21 protein-coding genes are annotated in these 15,560 nt (G+C 64.4%); 11 read left to right on the forward strand and 10 right to left on the reverse strand.

Features of this window, described 5'->3' with window-relative positions:
- Nucleotides 1-4 precede the first annotated feature (4 nt).
- Nucleotides 5-769, forward strand: coding sequence for a tellurite resistance TerB family protein (locus BMX99_RS12380; protein WP_170848731.1), 765 nt, complete (start codon nt 5-7; stop codon nt 767-769).
- A gap of 22 nt (nt 770-791) precedes the next feature.
- Here BMX99_RS12380 and BMX99_RS12385 read toward each other — a convergent pair whose 3' ends face one another.
- The 3 genes from BMX99_RS12385 to BMX99_RS19710 all read right to left on the reverse strand — a co-directional run bounded on the left by BMX99_RS12385 (nt 792) and on the right by BMX99_RS19710 (nt 2,333).
- A complete protein-coding gene (locus tag BMX99_RS12385) occupies nt 792-1,454 on the reverse strand; it encodes an HAD-IA family hydrolase (protein WP_093452196.1) in 663 nt (220 codons plus the stop codon).
- A gap of 184 nt (nt 1,455-1,638) precedes the next feature.
- Nucleotides 1,639-1,971: a phage holin family protein gene (locus tag BMX99_RS12390; protein ID WP_093452198.1), complete on the reverse strand. Its 333-nt coding sequence runs from the start codon at nt 1,969-1,971 to the stop codon at nt 1,639-1,641.
- Nucleotides 1,972-1,979: 8 nt separating this feature from the next.
- Nucleotides 1,980-2,333 carry a glycine zipper domain-containing protein gene (locus BMX99_RS19710; RefSeq protein WP_093453288.1) on the reverse strand — a complete coding sequence of 118 codons (354 nt, stop codon included), beginning with the start codon at nt 2,331-2,333 and terminating at the stop codon, nt 1,980-1,982.
- Nucleotides 2,334-2,520: 187 nt separating this feature from the next.
- Here BMX99_RS19710 and BMX99_RS19715 point away from each other — a divergent pair, with 187 nt between their 5' ends.
- A complete protein-coding gene (locus BMX99_RS19715; RefSeq protein ID WP_170848730.1) occupies nt 2,521-3,249 on the forward strand; it encodes a cupredoxin domain-containing protein in 729 nt (242 codons plus the stop codon).
- 11 nt (nt 3,250-3,260) lie between these two features.
- On the opposite strand, the gene BMX99_RS12405 is transcribed toward BMX99_RS19715, so the two are convergent.
- Together BMX99_RS12405 and BMX99_RS12410 are read right to left on the reverse strand one after the other, a co-directional pair.
- Nucleotides 3,261-3,932: an SOS response-associated peptidase gene (locus tag BMX99_RS12405; RefSeq protein ID WP_093452202.1), complete on the reverse strand. Its 672-nt coding sequence runs from the start codon at nt 3,930-3,932 to the stop codon at nt 3,261-3,263.
- Nucleotides 3,932-4,240 (reverse strand): DnaJ family domain-containing protein, encoded by a 309-nt coding sequence (locus BMX99_RS12410; RefSeq protein ID WP_093452204.1) that lies wholly within the window; start codon nt 4,238-4,240, stop codon nt 3,932-3,934. The genes BMX99_RS12405 and BMX99_RS12410 overlap by 1 nt, the downstream gene beginning before the upstream one ends.
- Before the next feature lie 261 nt (nt 4,241-4,501).
- Here BMX99_RS12410 and BMX99_RS12415 point away from each other — a divergent pair, with 261 nt between their 5' ends.
- Complete coding sequence (locus tag BMX99_RS12415) at nt 4,502-4,876, forward strand: hypothetical protein (RefSeq protein ID WP_093452206.1); 375 nt, start codon at nt 4,502-4,504, stop codon at nt 4,874-4,876.
- Between the two features lie 7 nt (nt 4,877-4,883).
- On the opposite strand, the gene BMX99_RS19720 is transcribed toward BMX99_RS12415, so the two are convergent.
- A complete protein-coding gene (locus tag BMX99_RS19720) occupies nt 4,884-5,045 on the reverse strand; it encodes a hypothetical protein (protein ID WP_170848665.1) in 162 nt (53 codons plus the stop codon).
- A gap of 238 nt (nt 5,046-5,283) precedes the next feature.
- On the opposite strand from BMX99_RS19720, the gene BMX99_RS12420 reads away from it, so the two are divergent.
- The gene (locus BMX99_RS12420; protein WP_093452208.1) at nt 5,284-5,532 is read left to right on the forward strand and encodes a hypothetical protein; all 249 of its coding nucleotides are present in this window, start codon (nt 5,284-5,286) and stop codon (nt 5,530-5,532) included.
- A gap of 46 nt (nt 5,533-5,578) precedes the next feature.
- Here the strand turns inward: BMX99_RS12420 and BMX99_RS12425 are convergent, their stop codons facing one another.
- Nucleotides 5,579-7,150, reverse strand: coding sequence for a bifunctional metallophosphatase/5'-nucleotidase (locus tag BMX99_RS12425; protein WP_093452210.1), 1,572 nt, complete (start codon nt 7,148-7,150; stop codon nt 5,579-5,581).
- Between the two features lie 199 nt (nt 7,151-7,349).
- Between BMX99_RS12425 and BMX99_RS12430 the strand changes: the two genes are divergently transcribed.
- Genes BMX99_RS12430 through arsC form a run of 3 tightly spaced genes read left to right on the forward strand, consistent with a single transcriptional unit; the run spans nt 7,350 to nt 9,126 of the window.
- Nucleotides 7,350-7,730 (forward strand): DUF952 domain-containing protein, encoded by a 381-nt coding sequence (locus tag BMX99_RS12430; RefSeq protein ID WP_093453291.1) that lies wholly within the window; start codon nt 7,350-7,352, stop codon nt 7,728-7,730.
- Nucleotides 7,727-8,785, forward strand: a complete 1,059-nt coding sequence (locus BMX99_RS12435; protein WP_093452213.1) for a quinone-dependent dihydroorotate dehydrogenase — start codon at nt 7,727-7,729, stop codon at nt 8,783-8,785. Before BMX99_RS12430 ends, BMX99_RS12435 begins: the two co-directional genes overlap by 4 nt.
- The gene (gene arsC, locus BMX99_RS12440) at nt 8,782-9,126 is read left to right on the forward strand and encodes an arsenate reductase (glutaredoxin) (RefSeq protein WP_093452216.1); all 345 of its coding nucleotides are present in this window, start codon (nt 8,782-8,784) and stop codon (nt 9,124-9,126) included. The genes BMX99_RS12435 and arsC overlap by 4 nt, the downstream gene beginning before the upstream one ends.
- 186 nt (nt 9,127-9,312) lie before the next feature.
- On the opposite strand, the gene BMX99_RS12445 is transcribed toward arsC, so the two are convergent.
- The 3 genes from BMX99_RS12445 to BMX99_RS12455 are packed head-to-tail and all read right to left on the reverse strand — an operon-like array spanning nt 9,313 to nt 11,641.
- On the reverse strand, nt 9,313-10,656 hold the full coding sequence (locus BMX99_RS12445) for an MATE family efflux transporter (protein ID WP_093452219.1): 1,344 nt from the start codon (nt 10,654-10,656) through the stop codon (nt 9,313-9,315).
- Between the two features lie 2 nt (nt 10,657-10,658).
- Nucleotides 10,659-11,204 (reverse strand): PaaI family thioesterase, encoded by a 546-nt coding sequence (locus BMX99_RS12450; RefSeq protein ID WP_093452222.1) that lies wholly within the window; start codon nt 11,202-11,204, stop codon nt 10,659-10,661.
- The gene (locus BMX99_RS12455) at nt 11,201-11,641 is read right to left on the reverse strand and encodes a PaaI family thioesterase (RefSeq protein ID WP_093452224.1); all 441 of its coding nucleotides are present in this window, start codon (nt 11,639-11,641) and stop codon (nt 11,201-11,203) included. Before BMX99_RS12455 ends, BMX99_RS12450 begins: the two co-directional genes overlap by 4 nt.
- Nucleotides 11,642-12,017: 376 nt before the next feature.
- Here BMX99_RS12455 and BMX99_RS12460 point away from each other — a divergent pair, with 376 nt between their 5' ends.
- The 4 genes from BMX99_RS12460 to BMX99_RS12475 all read left to right on the forward strand — a co-directional run bounded on the left by BMX99_RS12460 (nt 12,018) and on the right by BMX99_RS12475 (nt 15,254).
- Nucleotides 12,018-12,428, forward strand: a complete 411-nt coding sequence (locus tag BMX99_RS12460; RefSeq protein WP_093452227.1) for a MerR family transcriptional regulator — start codon at nt 12,018-12,020, stop codon at nt 12,426-12,428.
- A gap of 219 nt (nt 12,429-12,647) precedes the next feature.
- A complete protein-coding gene (locus BMX99_RS12465) occupies nt 12,648-13,049 on the forward strand; it encodes a MerR family transcriptional regulator (RefSeq protein ID WP_093452230.1) in 402 nt (133 codons plus the stop codon).
- Nucleotides 13,050-13,072: 23 nt separating this feature from the next.
- Nucleotides 13,073-14,851 carry an acyl-CoA dehydrogenase C-terminal domain-containing protein gene (locus BMX99_RS12470; protein ID WP_093452232.1) on the forward strand — a complete coding sequence of 593 codons (1,779 nt, stop codon included), beginning with the start codon at nt 13,073-13,075 and terminating at the stop codon, nt 14,849-14,851.
- Nucleotides 14,852-15,041: 190 nt separating this feature from the next.
- On the forward strand, nt 15,042-15,254 hold the full coding sequence (locus BMX99_RS12475; protein ID WP_093453294.1) for a hypothetical protein: 213 nt from the start codon (nt 15,042-15,044) through the stop codon (nt 15,252-15,254).
- Nucleotides 15,255-15,560: the final 306 nt, after the last annotated feature.

Genomic DNA, 15,560 nt, shown 5'->3' on the forward strand with positions numbered 1-15,560 from the left:
GCGAATGACCATGGATGTGAACAAGCTTCTGTCGGGGTTCCTGGGTGGCCAGGGTCTGGGCGCACCGGGTGCAGCGGGTGACCAAGGTTCGGCCGGGGGATCCGGTCGGGGCACCGATGTACAGGCCCTGGCCCGATCGGCGGGGCTTCCCGGCGGGCTGGCCGGCGGTGCCGCCGCAGGCGGGCTGGTCGCGCTTTTGCTGGGCACCAAGAAGGGCCGCAAGCTGGGCGGCAAGGCGCTGAAATACGGTGGCCTCGCCGCCGTAGGCGGGCTGGCCTACAAGGCCTGGCGCGATCACCAGCAGAACCGCCCTTCGGGTCAGGAGCCCGACGCGCTGAGCCTTCCGAAGCCGCCCGCCGACAGCGGTTTCGACATCGACAACGATCAGGACGCGCAAGGCCAGGACATCCGCCTGTCGCTGATGCGCGCGATGATCGCGGCGGCCAAAAGCGACGGCCATATCGACGCCGAGGAACACCAGCGCATTCGCGACCAGATCGCAGACCTGGGCCTTGGCCCGGCGGAAAAGGCGGCGATGTTCGACTATTTCTCGGCCCCTGCCGACGCCCGCGCCATCGCGGCCCTCGCCCGGACCGAGGCGCAACAGGCCGAGATCTACCTGGCCTCGGCCCTTGCCGTGGACCCCGACACGCCCGAAGAACAGCGTTACCTGCAGGACCTGGCCAGCCACATGTCGCTGTCCGAAGGCCTGCGCGGTCACCTGGATCTTGAAGCCGCCGCCGCCCGCCGCCACGCCGAGGCGGTCTGACACCCCGACAAAGGCCGGGCGATCACAGCCCGGTCAGCACCTGCGCCACCTGCCCCGGCAGATCCGCATGGTCATCGAACCGCAGGCTGGCCGGGATCTCCCCGGCCGGCGTCTTGCGATGGCCCTTGGTGTATAGAAGGAACGGCACCCCGGCGCGCAGGGCGGTTTCGGAATCCACCTCGCTGTCGCCGACAAAGATCCTGTCGTCCCCGTCCCCCGCACCAAGCGCCTGATAGGCGGCATGCAGCGGCGCGGGATCGGGTTTGCGCACGGCCAGGCTGTCGCCGGCCCAGACGGTGGTGAACAGATCGGTCAGCCCCAGATGCGCCAGCACGGCCCGTGTCGGCTCCATCGGTTTGTTGGTGCAGATGCCCAGATGATGCCCCAGGGCGCGCAAGTCGTTCAGCGCGTCGATCACGCCGGGAAACAGGAAGGTGTGGTCGAACTGCCGGGCATAAAGATCGACGAATTCGCTTAGCATCGCCGCGTGCTGGTCATCCCCCACGCCCCTCGCCGCCCGCAGCCGGGCCACGAAGGTCGGGGCCCCGTTGCCCAGGAAACTGTGGGTATCGGCCAAGGTAATCGGATCGAAGCCCCGGTCCGCCAGCAGCTGGTTGGAAATCGCGGTGATGTCGCTGGCCGCGTCAATCAGCGTGCCATCAAGGTCGAAAACGATTGCTGCCATGGGTCCTGCCTGTCGCCGTGTCTGCTGCCTGTCACTGCGGCAAGTGGTGCACCGCGCATGCATCGATTGCAACACGCGCAATCAGACTGCAATCACATAGGGGCCAAAGCAAAAGAAAAGGCGCGGATCCCCCGCGCCTTTTCGCAATCTCATGTCCTGACCGGATCGCAGTGCTTATCGGCGCTTACCGGCGCATGGCCGTCCGCGTCGCGGCCCCTGCCCCGAAGCCCTGGGCAAAGGCGGCCCCCAGGCCGCCTGTGGACAGCCCGAAGGGTCCCGGTGCCGGGGCCACGTAGCGCGGGCGGCGCGATCCCAGGGCCGCGACCAGCGCGCCAAGGCCGATATAGCCAAAGCCCAGCACCATTGCGGCGAACTGCGTGTCGCGCGCCTCGGCCAGGGCGATCCAGGCGGCCACGGTCAGAAACCCCAGCCCGATCAGCATCAGAAGCGCGCCGCCCAGGCCAAAGCCTGCACGACGCACCGAAAGTTTCAGCGAATATATGAACGAGCCGAACATGAGTAGCCTCAGCGACGCGTCGACAGCAGCCCAAGGACAAAACCGATGCCAGCGGCGATGCCGACGGCGGCGGCCGGGTTTTCACGCACGGCACCTTCGGCCTGCGCATAGCCCGAGCGCAGCTGCGCCTCGGCGTCGCGGCCCATCTTCTCGGCGCGGGTCTTCAGTTCCTCGGCGCGCAGCTCGGCGGCGGCGCGGGCGTCTTCGCCCTTGGCCTTGCCATAGGCACTGACGGCACGGGTCAGTTCGGCCATGTCGGCCTGAAGCGCGGCGATCTGGTCGCGCACGTCATCGGCACTTCCCTTGGTCTGAGCGGTCTTGAGCGCCTTGTCGGCGCCATTTGCGGTGGCGGCTTGTGCCATGACAGGATCTCCTATCTCTGTTGCGTGTCCTTTCACAAACAACACCCGGCCCGGAGGAATGTTCCTTGTTCCGGTCAAGATGCCCTGAAATGACCCAAATTCCGCCCAAGATCGCCACATTCCGCTGGCATAACGACGGTGACGGAAACCGTGGCGCATGTTGCGTCCGGTGAAAGGATCAAAGCCGATGACGATCAAGATGTTCATGACCCGGATCAAGGCCACGCTGTTGCAGGCGGTTCTGGTGATGTCCCTGGCGCTTGGCTTTGCCGCCCCTGCGCAGGCTGGTCCGTTCAGCGACTGGCTGAACTGCATCACCCGCGGCATCTGCGGCGGTGGTGGGTCCGGTGGTGGCGGCGGTGGCGGCGGCGGTGGTTCCGGCGGCGGCAATACCCCTGAACCGGTCGATCCGACCGGCATCGTGCACCCCGTGTACCTGGTCGGAGGGGCGTTCTTCCCCGACGAGGTCCACGCCCAGCCCGGCGACGAGATCAAGTTCTACAATCTCGCCAATACCACCCACACGGTGCGTGCCGACGACTGGTCCTGGGAAAGCGACGCCCTGTCGAAGGATCAATCCTGGTCGCTGATCGTCCAGGAAGACACCGAGCTTCTGTTCCGGCGGTCCTCCTACAACTCGTCCTACTACGGAGAGATCATTCTGGGGGACAAACCCGAGGCGGTCGACTTCGGAGACCTGATTGACGAAAACGGCAACGTCATAGGCAAGGACGAAGAGGTCGTCCGACAAGCGGAAGGGTTAGGATATACCCTTGCTGAGGTCGGCGGGCTCATACAAGACGTCGGATCCGGATTGAGTAGTTTGTTATCCGGAATAAGTGGTGATGGTACGAGTAACGGCAATGGTAATGCCCTGGGTCTGACCCAGGGTTTTGGCGTTGGCAACAATTACTGATCACCTCCCGGCTACAATGGCCCAATCAAACTCGGACCGCTCGCGCGGTTCGAGTTTACCTCTTTCCCGACACGGTACATCGCATAGACATCATCCTCGGCCGGTTGCATCAGGCGCGCCGCGCCCTTGCCTTCCTCGCCCAGCCACAGGCCCCAGTCATCGGGCGACAGGAAGACGGGGATGCGATTGTGGATCCCGGCCATCTGGCCCTTGGCCTCGGTCGTGACGATAGCGCAGGTGGCCATGCGGTCTTCGCCCTCGCCCTCTTCGCGGCTGGACCAGTCCTGCCAGATGCCCGCCACCACCAGCGGCGCGCGATCGCTGCGGTGGATGAACCAGGGTAGTTTTTCGTCCCCTGCCCGGTCCCATTCGTAAAAGCCGTCCATAGCGATCAGGCAGCGCCGTTCCCGCGCGGCGGCGCGAAAGGCGGGCTTTTCCGCGATCGTCTCGGCCCTTGCGTTGATCAGCAGCGGGCCATCGTTCGGTTTCTTGTACCAATGCGGGATAAATCCCCACCTCATCGGGCGCAGCTGGCGGCCGGTTTCCCCAAGTGCGCAGGCGTTGATCTGCACCGTCGGACAAACGTTGTAGTTGGGTGCCGGGGCCAGATCATTGGCCGGGGCCGCCCCGAACAGCTGTGCCATCGCATCCGGCGGCAGGGTGACGGCGAAACGACCGCACATCAGCGGCTATAGGCACGGCGGGCCAGGTCGATCCGCGCCTCCATCATCGACATGTCCTTCATGATCTCGCGGCGGCGGGTCCGGTCGCTTTCCTCGGCCAGCTCGGCCCGCAGCTGGCGCAACTGCCGCGAAAGAGTGACAAACTCGGGCTCGGCCCCGTTTTCCGCGATCACCCGATTTAGAAGGGCGTTTTCGGGATCTTCAAGGCGCGGCAGGGGCTTGCCTGCGCCCGGCAGGTTGTCAAAGGCCCCGTCCTTCTCGGCCTCGGCGATCTTGGCATTGATCAGGTCTATCAGCGGGTGATCCATCGCGCCCCGGTTCCCTGGGGTCCTTGCCCTGACGGAACGGCCCCTGTTGCGTTGCCCTTCAATCTAGCGCCTTGGCGGCTTCGGTTCCAGATCGCGCGGGATCCGACCCAGGTTGCGAACCCTGACGGCAAGAAATTGCGCGATCCGGCGACGGAAAATCCCGCGCCTTACGTATCAGTTCCGACACTGCAACAAGATCCCGAAAAGGACGCCCGCATGAGACAGCCCCGCCGCCCCCGCCCAAACCCACGACGGACCCTGATGACGGGATCCGCCCTGGGCCTGATCGGAGTGATCGCCCTGCTGAACCAGCACAGCGTTATGGCAACGGCGCTGGCAATCCTGGGACTGGCGCTTCTGATCGCAGTCAGCTGGAGGCCCCTTCGCAGCTACCTCCGCCGTCCGCTGGCGGGCTTCATCGTCGTCATGGCAACACTGGTGACCGCCGTGGCCGGGGCCAACCTGCTGCACGCGCCCCAGGGGCCCGAACGTATCGCCGCGCTATCCGCCCCGCCCGAGGTCTGTACCCTGCCGCTGGACCTGGACCTGCCGCCGCTGCCGCTGGATGCGAACGGAAAACCCCCGCCCGGCGGACCGGACGGGGGCGATATGGCCTGTCTGTTCGGCCTTCTGTGAAGACCGCTTATTTCTTGGTGATGCGGCCGTCGGTGTAGGGCGTGTAGGGCGCATTGGCGGCCAGGTATTCCGCCGTCACATCCGCCAGGTCCGGCCCGAAGTCATAGGCGTTGGACGCACCCTTGAACATCGCATAGCCGTCACCGCCGTTGCGAGATCGATTAAACACCAATGCCAATATTTGAATTTCGGCGCTGGTCCGGTGGAAATTTGAAAAGAAACGCCTGCCCATCTCATAAAGAAGCGAGAAACAGGGCTATGCAACCACGAACCGACGCACACCACATTTTGCCAGCTAAAGCTATGAAGCAACAACAATTTGATAAAAAAATCAAGACAGACCATTGAATAGAAATATCGAAACACCATCTACCGAGCACCCAAAATAGATTCAAAAGGAGAAATTCATGGGAAAAAACATAAAGGCGACGTCCAAAAAGATGGCATCTACGGCATCAAAAATTCTGAGCGATCCGAAGGCCTCAAAGACTCAGAAAAGTTTGGCAGGATCTGCACTGTCGCAGTCGGGAACAACAAAACAAACCGGCAAAAAAATGGAGAGTCTTGCGTCCAAAGTTGTTGCGAAGAGCAAGTATTCAACAAAAAGCAAAAAGCTAGCAGGATCCGTGCTCTCACAATCCAACAAAGCAAGATAAGAAAAGGGCGAGCCAAAGGCCCGCCCTTAACCATTTCGAAGACCGCTTATTTCTTGGTAATGCGGCCGTCGGTGTAGGGCGTGTAGGGCGCATTGGCGGCCAGGTATTCCGCCGTCACATCCGCCAGGTCCGGCCCGAAGTCATAGGCGTTGGACGCGCCTTTGAACATCGCATAGCCGTCACCGCCGTTGCGGACATAGTTGTTGGTCACCGCCAGGTAGGTCTTGGCCGGGTCGATGGCGACATAGCCCTCGCCGTCCTTGACCATCACGTCCGAGATGCGCGATCCGGCTTCGGCTGCGGGGTCAAAGGTGAACTTCAGACCCGCGACCTGCGGGAAGCGGCCTGCCACGTCCTCGTATTGCGACACGCCATTTTCCAGCGCCTCGACGATCACCGCGCCGGTGGTTTCGAAGGTGGAAAGCGTGTTCTGGAACGGCAGCACGGTCAGCACTTCGCCCATGGTCACTTCGCCCGCGTCGATCGAGGCCCGCAACCCGCCACCGTTGGCAATCGCGATGGTCACACCCTGATCCGCCACGCGGTCCAGCATGGCGTCGGCCACCAGGTTGCCCATGGTGCATTCCCCCGACCGGCAGGCGTTCTTGTCGCCGTCGATCGCTTCGGCGGTTTCCGCGACGACCTTGTTGCGGATCTCGTCCAGGGGGGCGGCGGCTTCGGCGATGCGCGCCTTCGTGCCCTCATCCTCGGACACGGCCGCGTCCATGATGATCGGCTCACCTGCGGCCTCAACGACCTTGCCGTCGTCGTCGAAGGTCACGTTCAGCTCGCCCAGGAACTTGCCATAGGCATAGGCCGACACGATGGCCGTGTCGCCCACCATGGTCGGATAGGGCCCTTCCGCGCGGTCCGAGGTATTGGACAGATAGGTGTTGGAATGGCCGCCCACGATGACGTCGACACCGGTGGTGTTCGCCGCGACCGTCTTGTCGACATTGTAGCCCGAGTGCGACAGCACGATGATCTTGTTCACGCCCTCGGCGGTCAGCTTGTCGACCTCGCCCTGCACCGCGTCCGACGGATCGGTGAAGATAATGTTCGGCCCCGGAGAGGCCAGTTCGTCCGTGTCATGCGGCGTCAGGCCGATCAGGCCGATCTTCTCTCCGCCCTGTTCGATCACGGTGGATTTCATCAGGACATCCGCCAGCAGCGGCTCGCCCGAGACATCGGCGTTCGACATCAGCACGGGGAAGTTCACCGCATCCATGAAGCCGCGCAGAACCTCGGGGCCGTCGTCGAACTCGTGGTTGCCCACAGTCATCGCCGTGTAGCCCATCTTGTTCATCATCTCGGCGGCAAGCTTGCCCTTGTAATAGGTGTAGAACAGCGTGCCCTGGAACTGGTCGCCGCCATCCACGAGGATCGAGTTGTTGGACCGCGCCCGCGCCTCTTCGATGGCCGTCACCAGACGGGCCGAGCCGCCAAAGCATTTGCCTTCGGTGTTGTCCTCGGAGGAACAGCCCGAGTCGTATTTCGAGATCGGCTCGAACCGGGCGTGGAAATCATTGGTGTGCAGAATGGTCAGCGAATAATCGGCCATCGCCGCGCCAGAGCTGAGCGCAAGCGCCGCGACGGAGGAAAGAAAACGAACGGACATGAAAGCCCCCTGTTGGTGTTTGTGATGGACCGAATGCTGCAACGGCGCCGGGCGTCGTGTCAAAGCACATCTGTCATTGCGCCCCTCACCGGCGCGCCTTCCCGCAGATGACCAAACGGCAAGCGGTATTTCCCGGGCAGCGGCGCGGCCCATGCGCATAGCCCTTGACCAGAGCCGGGCGGCGATGCATCCCCGTTCCATGCTGATCTACAAGATTTTCCGCGCCCCCGAATGGGCCGACCTGCAAGCCGCCGGCGAAACCGCCGGGGCCCCCATCGACCTGGAAGATGGCTATATCCATTTCTCCACCGCCCCCCAGGCGGCGGAAACCGCGGCCAAGCATTTCGCCGGGGCCGAGGGCCTGGTCCTGGCCGCAATCGAGGCCGACACCCTGGGCGACGCCCTGGTGTGGGAGCCCTCTCGCGGCGGGCAGCTGTTCCCGCACCTCTACCGGCGGCTTTCCCTGTCCGAAGTGCTCTGGCACGCGGATCTGCCGCTGATCGACGGGCTGCATCGGTTCCCCGAAAGCGTCATCGCAGACGCCGCAGCCGACGACGCATCCGACGGAGCGGCATCATGAGCATGATCGAGAAACTGGGCCTTGCCGCCCTGCGCCGCATCGACCCCGAAACCGCGCACCGCCTGGCGCTGCGCGCCCTGAACACCGGCTTTGCGCCTCTGCCCGGTCAGATCACATCGTCCCGGCTGAAGACCGAACTTGCCGGCCTTTCGCTGCCCAACCCGATCGGCCTGGCGGCGGGCTTCGACAAGAATGCCGAATGCCTCTCCCCGCTCTCACGTGCGGGGTTCGGCTTTGTCGAGGTCGGCGCTGCCACGCCACGCCCCCAGCCGGGCAACCCCCGCCCGCGCCTGTTTCGCCTGCCCGAGGACGGCGCAGTCATCAACCGCTTCGGCTTCAACAACGAGGGCATGGAGGCGATCGCCGACCGGCTGGAGCGCCGCCCCGCTGGCGCCGTGGTGGGCCTGAACCTCGGAGCCAACAAGGACAGCGACGACCGGTCCGAGGATTTCGCCCGCGTTCTGGCGCGCTGCGGCCCGCATGTGGATTTCGCCACGATCAACGTCAGCTCTCCGAACACGGAAAACCTGCGCGACCTGCAGGGGGCGGCCGCGCTCGAGGCGCTTTTGATGAAGGCCCAGGAGGCGCGCGACTGGCTGCCGCGCCGCATCCCGCTGTTCCTCAAGATCGCGCCAGACCTGACCGAGGCCGAGCTGGCCGACATCGCCCGCATTGCCCTGGCCCGCGGCATCGACGGCATCGTGGCCACCAATACCACGCTGTCGCGCAACGGGCTGCAGAACGCCAACCGCTCGGAAAAGGGCGGGCTTTCGGGCCGCCCCCTGTTCGACCGCTCGACCCGTGTGCTGGCGCAGCTCTACGAGCTGACCGAGGGGCGGATGCCCCTGATCGGCGTGGGCGGCGTGGCCTCGGCCGAGGACGCCTATGCCAAGATCCGCGCCGGGGCCTCGGCAGTGCAGCTTTACACGGCGCTCGCCTACAAGGGCCTGTCCCTTGCCGCGGAAATCGTGCACGGAGTTGATACGATTCTTGAACGCGACGGCTTTGCCACGGTGGCAGAGGCCGTCGGAACCGGACGGAAGGACTGGCTGTGATCCTCTGGCACAACCCCCGCTGCACCAAATCCCGCCAGGCGCTGGACCTGCTGGAAGACCATGGAATCCGCCCGAAGATCCGGGCCTACCTGCACGACGCCCCCTCCGAGGACGAGATCCGCGGCGTGCTTGCGGCGCTGCGTGTGGCCCCGATCGACATGATGCGTCCGAAGGAAAAGCGCTTTGCCGAACTGGGCCTGCGCGCTGACAGCGCCCCGGACGTTCTGATCCGCGCGATGTCGGAAAACCCGGTCCTGATCGAACGCCCGATCCTGATCTCCGGGGCCCGCGCCGCCATCGGCCGCCCGACGGAGAACCTTCTCCCCCTGCTCGAAGGCTAAGCGCGACCCAAACGTCGCGCAGGAACGGCCCAGGGGCCGTAAGGGGGCGCTGCCCCCTTTTTGGCATCAAAGCTGACACTTTGATGCCAACCCCCGGGATATTTCAGAAAACCAAAGAGAATATGAGCACCCCGCCCCCTCTTTGGTTTTCGCAAATATCCTGGGGGGAGTCCGAAGGACGGGGGGCTAGCCCCCCTGCCCGCCCGCCGCAGGCGAACCGGCCGAAGCTTCAAGCGCCGGGTACCGCAGGCCCAGGGTCACGCCGCGCGCCACGAAGGAAATCAGCAGGGCCATCCAGAGCCCGTGGTTGCCGAACAAAGGCACCAGCGCCCAGACCGCCAACCCATAGATCACGAAGCTGATCGCCATCATGTTGCGCATGTCGCGCGACCGGGCCGCGCCGATGAAGATACCGTCGAACATCCAGCTGGCGCAGCCCAGGATCGGGGCGGCGACCATCCAGGGCAGATAGTCGCGGGCGGCGGCGCGGACCGGCACGGACTTGGCCATCAGGTCGACGATCGCCCCGCCGAAGATCCAGAAGACCAGCGCCAGCACCACGCAGATCGCAAAGCCCCAGATGCTGGTCATCACCGCCCCGCGCCGCAGGCCCGCGCGGTCGCCCCGCCCCAGGGACTGGCCCACGAAGGCCTCGGCCGCGAAGGCGAAGCCGTCCATGGCATAGGCGGTAATGAAGGTGAACTGCGTCAGCACCTGGTTCGCCGCCAGCTGCACGTCCCCGAAGTCCGACCCGAAGTAGACAAACGACACCAGGATGATCTCAAGCAGGAGAGAGCGGATCAGGATGTCCCGGTTCACCACGGCCATGCGGATCAGCCGCGCCCGGTCGAAGACCCGGGGCCAGTCGCGCCAGGCCGGAACCCGGAACGCCGCGCGGCACAGCCAGAGCCCGACAAGGCACCCTGCCCATTCCGACAGGAAGGTCGCCACCGCCACCCCCGGCACGCCCCAGTCGAAGCCCAGCACAAACAGCACGTCGAGCCCCATATTCATGCCGTTCATCACCAGCTGCACCACCAGCACGGCGCGGGTTCTTTCCTGCGCGATCAGCCAGCCGGTGATCCCGTAGACCGCGATGGCCGCAGGTGCCGACCAGATGCGGATGGCCATGTACTGGCGCGCCAGGGCCTCGACCTCGGCCGAGGCGGGGGACAGCGAAAACGCCGCCCAGAAGATCGGAAATTGGAGCGCAATCAGCGCCAGCCCGGCCGCAAAGGCGATCAGCAGCGCCCGGGTCAGCAGGGCCGCGACCTCGTGGCTTTGGCCGGCCCCGACGGCATTGGCGGTCAGCCCCGTGGTGCCCATTCGCAGAAAGCCGAACATCCAGTAGATCGCCGTCAGGGTAATGCCCCCCACGGCCACGGCCCCGATCGGCACCGCATCGCCCAGCTGGCCCACCACGCCGGTGTCCACCGCCGCCAGCAGGGGCACGGTGGCATTGGACAGCACGATCGGCAGCGCGATCTTCAGAACCCGCGCATGGGTGATCGCCGCCGCCCCGGTGCTCATCCTCAGCTCAGGCCGCCCGAGGTGTCACCCGCCTCGATAGGGCGCGGCATCAGGAAATGGCCCGTGGCCTGGGCGAAGGGCCGGTCGCGGTTGTCCTGCCAGCCTTCGACCTGGACACTGGCATAGCGCCGCCCGGCCCGGGTGATCCGGGCCCGCGCATAGGCATCCCTTGGCAGGCCCGAGCGCAGGTAATCCACCGTCATGTCGATGGTCTTGGGCAGGCGCGGCATCGCCCCGTCCTTCAGAGCCTTGGCATCCAGCGCGCCGCTTTCCACCCCGTCCCACAGCTGGGCCCAACCCAGGCCGACAATCGCCGTGATCTCAAGGAACCCGGCGATCACCCCGCCGTGGATCGCGGGCAAAAAGGGATTGCCGATAAGATCGTCCTTGAACGGCAGCACCGCGGTCAGTTCGTCCCCGCGGCGGTCGAATTCCACCCCGAGAAAGCGGATATAGGGCACGCGGCCAACCAGCGCCTCGAGCGCGGCGTCGCGGCGTTCCTTGATCACCTGAACGGGTTCTGGGCGTTTATGTCTGCTGTCGCTCATGCCTGGCCCTCTTGTTTCTCTGCGCGGGGCTTGGCCTTGAAGGTGAAGGCCCCGGTGGCCGAGGCCACGGGCCGATCCGTGTCGTCATCCAGCGCGACCGCCCGCACGAATGCGACAGATCGCGTGACGTGATAGCATTCGGCCTTGGCCACGATGACCTGGCCGGGCGTCGCCGCCCGCATGTAGTCGATGCGCAGATCCAGGGTCGCGGTGCCGCCACCGCTTTCGGGATGGCAGATCACCGCCGCCCCGCAAGTCGTGTCCAGAAGGGTCGAGACCACGCCACCATGCAGCACCCCGGTCTCGGGATCGCCGATCAGGTCCTCTCGGTAGGGCAGGATGAATTCGGCCCGACCGGCACCGACGTCCCGCACGTCAAGGCCGATGGCCTTTGCATGCGGCAGCGCGTCGATGAACTGGCGGGTGATCCCGGCCATGTCGCGTTTCTTCGTCCCGGCATCCGGGTCTACGGGCTTGGCGAATCTGCCGTCCCTACCCGCGGAACTATCTGCGGACGTGTCTGGCGAAATCCCGGAGGATGGTTGCGGGCTTGGGTCTTTGCTGGCTGGCATGTGGGCTCCTTCCCGGCGACTAGATCGGCAATTCGATGCGGGGGCAAGCCCCTGCCCCGCAGCACCGTTGATGCCGTTGCGTCCCCGGGTGCAGACCGGCCTGTCGTCCCCCCATGCGTCCAGTTGCGTCAAGCTGCCCCGCAAAGCCGCACGCGACGGGCTTGAAGCCGGTGTTGTTTCCCGCCAAACTAGCACCTACGTCGTAGGGAGACGTCAGGGTAATTGGGCGGAGACCCGAGAGATGAGCGACAGCCGGATCAGTTTCAAAGAGATGTGCGAGCAGTTCGATGTGACGCCGCGCACCTTGCGCTATTACGAGTACATCGAATTGCTCAGCCCCGAACGCGAGGGCCGGTCGCGGTTCTACACCGCCCGGGACAGCGCCCGGATGAAGCTGATCCTGCGGGGCCGCAAGTTCGGCTTCTCGCTTGAGACGATCCGCCAGTGGCTGGATATCTACGACGAACAGGGGTCGGCCGCGCAGATGGAAATCTGGGTGCAGAACGCCGACAACCAGCTGGAAGAACTGCGCGCACAGCGGGCCCAGATCGACGAGGCCATCGACGAACTGCAAAGCCTGCGCGACCGCACCGCCGCGTCTCTGGGCGATTACGAATCGCGGGATGCGGCGCGGAAAACCGCCAAGACCTAGGCGGACGCCCTCTTCTTTCGGGTAAGGAAACCCTTACTTTTAAGGGCGGATAGGAAAAATCCGCCTTTACGATTGTTTCACGCCCTTGACCGAAACTTCGCTGATCTTACGTCAACTTCGAAGTGACGTGACGTATCGGTTACGTCAACTTCGGACAGCGTTGTAAAGAGGATCAGGGTCGTGTTTTGACCAGTCGATCAAAATCGATGGGATGACATCATGGACTCAGAAGAACAGATGACGATCCGCCAGATGTGCGATGCCTTTGAGGTCACCGCACGCACCCTGCGGTTCTACGAAGCGAAGGAGTTGTTGTTTCCGATCCGTATCGGCCAGAAACGGCTTTTCACCCGGCGCGACCGGGCCCGTCTGAAACTGATCCTGCGCGGCAAGCGCTTCGGTTTCAGCCTCGAGGAAATCCGCCAGCTTCTGGACCTGTACGACATGGGCGATCAGCAGCACACGCAGCTGGTGAAGACCTATGAAGTGGCACAGCAGCGTCTTTCGGACATGGAACAGAAACGCGATGAGCTGAACGAAGCGATCGCGGAGCTGAAGGAACAGATGGCGTGGGGTGACAAGATGATCTCCTCGCTGCGCAACACGAAGGCGGCCGAGTAACCGGCCGCAAAAGGGAGAGAGCAATGCCGACCTTCACCGCCCCCGTCAAGGACATGCAATTCATCCTGCATGACGTGCTGAAAGCTTCCGAACAGGACGTGCCCGGCTATGACGAGCTGGACCGCGATTTCACCAGCGCCATCCTCGAAGAGGCCGGCAAGCTGGCAGGCGACGTCTTCGCGCCGCTGAACGCGGTTGGTGACCAGGAAGGCGTGCGCCTTGAAAACGGCGTGGTCTACACGCCCAAGGGCTTCAAGGAGGCCTTCGACCAGTTCCGCGAAGGCGGCTGGACCGGCCTGGATTGCGATCCCGAATATGGCGGCCAGGGCCTGCCCTACCTGCTGTCGACGGCAACGGGGGAAATCTTCTCGGCCTCGAACATGGCCTTCATGATGTACCCGGGCCTGACCCACGGGGCCTATTCCGCCATCCACGCCCATGGCTCGGACGAGCAGAAGCAGACCTTCCTGCCCAAGATGGTCACCTGCGAATGGACCGGCACCATGAACCTGACCGAACCGCATTGCGGCACGGATCTGGGCCTGATGCGCACCAAGGCAGAACCGCAAGGCGACGGGTCCTACAAGATCACCGGCCAGAAGATCTTTATCTCGGCCGGCGATCACGACATGTCGGACAACGTCATCCATCTGGTGCTGGCCAAGATCCCCGGCGGCCCCGAGGGCATCAAGGGCGTGTCGCTGTTCATCGTGCCGAAGTTCATCGTCAACGATGACAACACGCCGGGCGCGCGCAATTCCCTGTCGGTCGGCAAGATCGAAGAGAAGATGGGCATCCACGGCAATGCCACCTGCGTCATGAACTACGATGGCGCAACCGGCTACCTGCTGGGCGAAGAACATAAAGGCATGCGCGCCATGTTCACGATGATGAACGAAGCGCGCCTCGGCGTCGGCATGCAGGGCCTGTCCCAGGCGACCGTGGCCTATGAAAACGCCCTCGCCTATGCCAAGGACCGGCTTCAGGGCCGCGCCGTCACAGGCACGGAAAACCCCGATGGCCCCGCCGATCCGCTGATCGTGCACCCTGACATCCGCCGCTCGCTGATGGACCAGAAAAGCTTTGTCGAAGGCGCACGGGCCTTTGGCCTCTGGGGCGCCGAACTGATCGACCGCGCGCACCGCAGCAAGGACGCCGAGGCCGAGGGCCTGGTGTCGCTGATGACCCCGGTTCTCAAGGGCTTCCTGACCGACCAGGGCTTCGACATGACCGTGCTGGCGCAGCAGATCTACGGCGGCCACGGCTATATCGAGGAATGGGGCATGTCCCAGTTCACCCGCGACGCCCGGATCACCATGATCTACGAAGGGGCCAACGGCGTTCAGGCGCTGGACCTTGTCGGCCGGAAACTGGCCTCGGGCGGCGGCAAGCCCGCCATGGCCTTCTTCGAAGAGATCAAGTCCTTCATCAAGGCGAACTCGGACGACGAAGAGCTGAAGACCCAGTTCATGGATCCGCTGAAACAGGCCTCCAAGCAGCTGCAGGAAGCGGCGATGTTCTTCATGGCCCAGGGCATGAAGAACCCGAACGAGGCGCTGGCAGGGTCCTATGACTTCATGCACCTCTTCGGTCACGTCTGCCTGGGCTACATGTGGGCCCGCATGGCCGTCGCCGCCAAGGCCGCCCTGGCCGCCGGTGCCGAGGACAAGGACTTCTACGAAACCAAGCTTGTGACGGGCCGCTATTACATGGCCCGCCGCCTGCCCGCCTGCGCAATGCACGTGGCCCGCATCACCTCTGGTGCGGATCCCGTGATGGCGCTGGACGCGGCCAACTTCTGAGCCGGATAAAACCCGGCCCAAGACCATCCGACAGGGGGCACATGCCTCCACTCACGGAGATCGGCCAGACCCCGGCAGCCCCACGGGCACCGGGTGACGGCAGGGGTGTCCTTGCAAGGGGCTGCAGGGACACCAGATCCCCGACGGGCCCGTCCCTTGCGGCGGCCCCCGGGGACACAGGAGGAGAATGATGCCGAAACGCTTCCGCCTGACACGCCGCTTCCCGGTCGCGATGACCGAAGACGGCTACCGCCGCCTCAAGCGCTTCGCGACCGAGGCCGGCCTAGACGAGGGCGAGGCCCTGTCCTTCCTCTTCGAGAATTTCGACAGCGTCACGCACGAGGACAACCTGACCCACCGCCTGCGCCTGTTCAATTCCGAGCTCGAGGCCCGCAAGCGATGATCTTCGCGCGCCCCCCTGCCGAAGCGACGGCGGCCGCGACCGCGCCGTTTTTTGAGTATTTTGGGCAAGATGATTTCGGATCGGGGTCTCAGGAAACCCACCCGGGATCCGCCCTGCCCCGCTCCACCGGATTGGCTAACGGGTCTGTCAGGACAGGGCATCACCTTGCACGTCCATCGGCTCTCCAGCCTGTAACGCAACTGCAGTCTAGGGGCGTTAACCTTAATATCCGGTAAAGCAGCAACAGAGGACAGGCGCCCCCCGATCAGGCAAGCTGGGCGGCGCAGAGACCAGAGGGGCCAGATC

Source organism: Pseudooceanicola nitratireducens, from assembly GCF_900109195.1.
GTDB lineage: Bacteria > Pseudomonadota > Alphaproteobacteria > Rhodobacterales > Rhodobacteraceae > Pseudooceanicola > Pseudooceanicola nitratireducens.

Bases quoted from the DNA above. Each gene is read 5' to 3' on its own strand.
- BMX99_RS12385 (WP_093452196.1), bottom strand. From the start codon at position 1,454: ATGGCAGCAATCGTTTTCGACCTTGATGGCACGCTGATTGACGCGGCC.
- BMX99_RS12425 (WP_093452210.1), bottom strand. From the start codon at position 7,150: ATGTCCGTTCGTTTTCTTTCCTCCGTCGCGGCGCTTGCGCTCAGCTCT.
- BMX99_RS12410 (WP_093452204.1), bottom strand. From the start codon at position 4,240: ATGGATCACCCGCTGATAGACCTGATCAATGCCAAGATCGCCGAGGCC.
- BMX99_RS12415 (WP_093452206.1), top strand. From the start codon at position 4,502: ATGACGGGATCCGCCCTGGGCCTGATCGGAGTGATCGCCCTGCTGAAC.
- BMX99_RS12420 (WP_093452208.1), top strand. From the start codon at position 5,284: ATGGGAAAAAACATAAAGGCGACGTCCAAAAAGATGGCATCTACGGCA.
- BMX99_RS12465 (WP_093452230.1), top strand. From the start codon at position 12,648: ATGGACTCAGAAGAACAGATGACGATCCGCCAGATGTGCGATGCCTTT.
- BMX99_RS12450 (WP_093452222.1), bottom strand. From the start codon at position 11,204: ATGAGCGACAGCAGACATAAACGCCCAGAACCCGTTCAGGTGATCAAG.
- BMX99_RS12475 (WP_093453294.1), top strand. From the start codon at position 15,042: ATGCCGAAACGCTTCCGCCTGACACGCCGCTTCCCGGTCGCGATGACC.
- BMX99_RS12405 (WP_093452202.1), bottom strand. From the start codon at position 3,932: ATGTGCGGTCGTTTCGCCGTCACCCTGCCGCCGGATGCGATGGCACAG.
- BMX99_RS12455 (WP_093452224.1), bottom strand. From the start codon at position 11,641: ATGGCCGGGATCACCCGCCAGTTCATCGACGCGCTGCCGCATGCAAAG.
- BMX99_RS12430 (WP_093453291.1), top strand. From the start codon at position 7,350: ATGCTGATCTACAAGATTTTCCGCGCCCCCGAATGGGCCGACCTGCAA.
- BMX99_RS19710 (WP_093453288.1), bottom strand. From the start codon at position 2,333: ATGGCACAAGCCGCCACCGCAAATGGCGCCGACAAGGCGCTCAAGACC.
- BMX99_RS19715 (WP_170848730.1), top strand. From the start codon at position 2,521: ATGACGATCAAGATGTTCATGACCCGGATCAAGGCCACGCTGTTGCAG.
- BMX99_RS12435 (WP_093452213.1), top strand. From the start codon at position 7,727: ATGAGCATGATCGAGAAACTGGGCCTTGCCGCCCTGCGCCGCATCGAC.
- BMX99_RS12380 (WP_170848731.1), top strand. From the start codon at position 5: ATGACCATGGATGTGAACAAGCTTCTGTCGGGGTTCCTGGGTGGCCAG.
- BMX99_RS12470 (WP_093452232.1), top strand. From the start codon at position 13,073: ATGCCGACCTTCACCGCCCCCGTCAAGGACATGCAATTCATCCTGCAT.
- BMX99_RS12390 (WP_093452198.1), bottom strand. From the start codon at position 1,971: ATGTTCGGCTCGTTCATATATTCGCTGAAACTTTCGGTGCGTCGTGCA.
- BMX99_RS12460 (WP_093452227.1), top strand. From the start codon at position 12,018: ATGAGCGACAGCCGGATCAGTTTCAAAGAGATGTGCGAGCAGTTCGAT.
- BMX99_RS12445 (WP_093452219.1), bottom strand. From the start codon at position 10,656: ATGAGCACCGGGGCGGCGGCGATCACCCATGCGCGGGTTCTGAAGATC.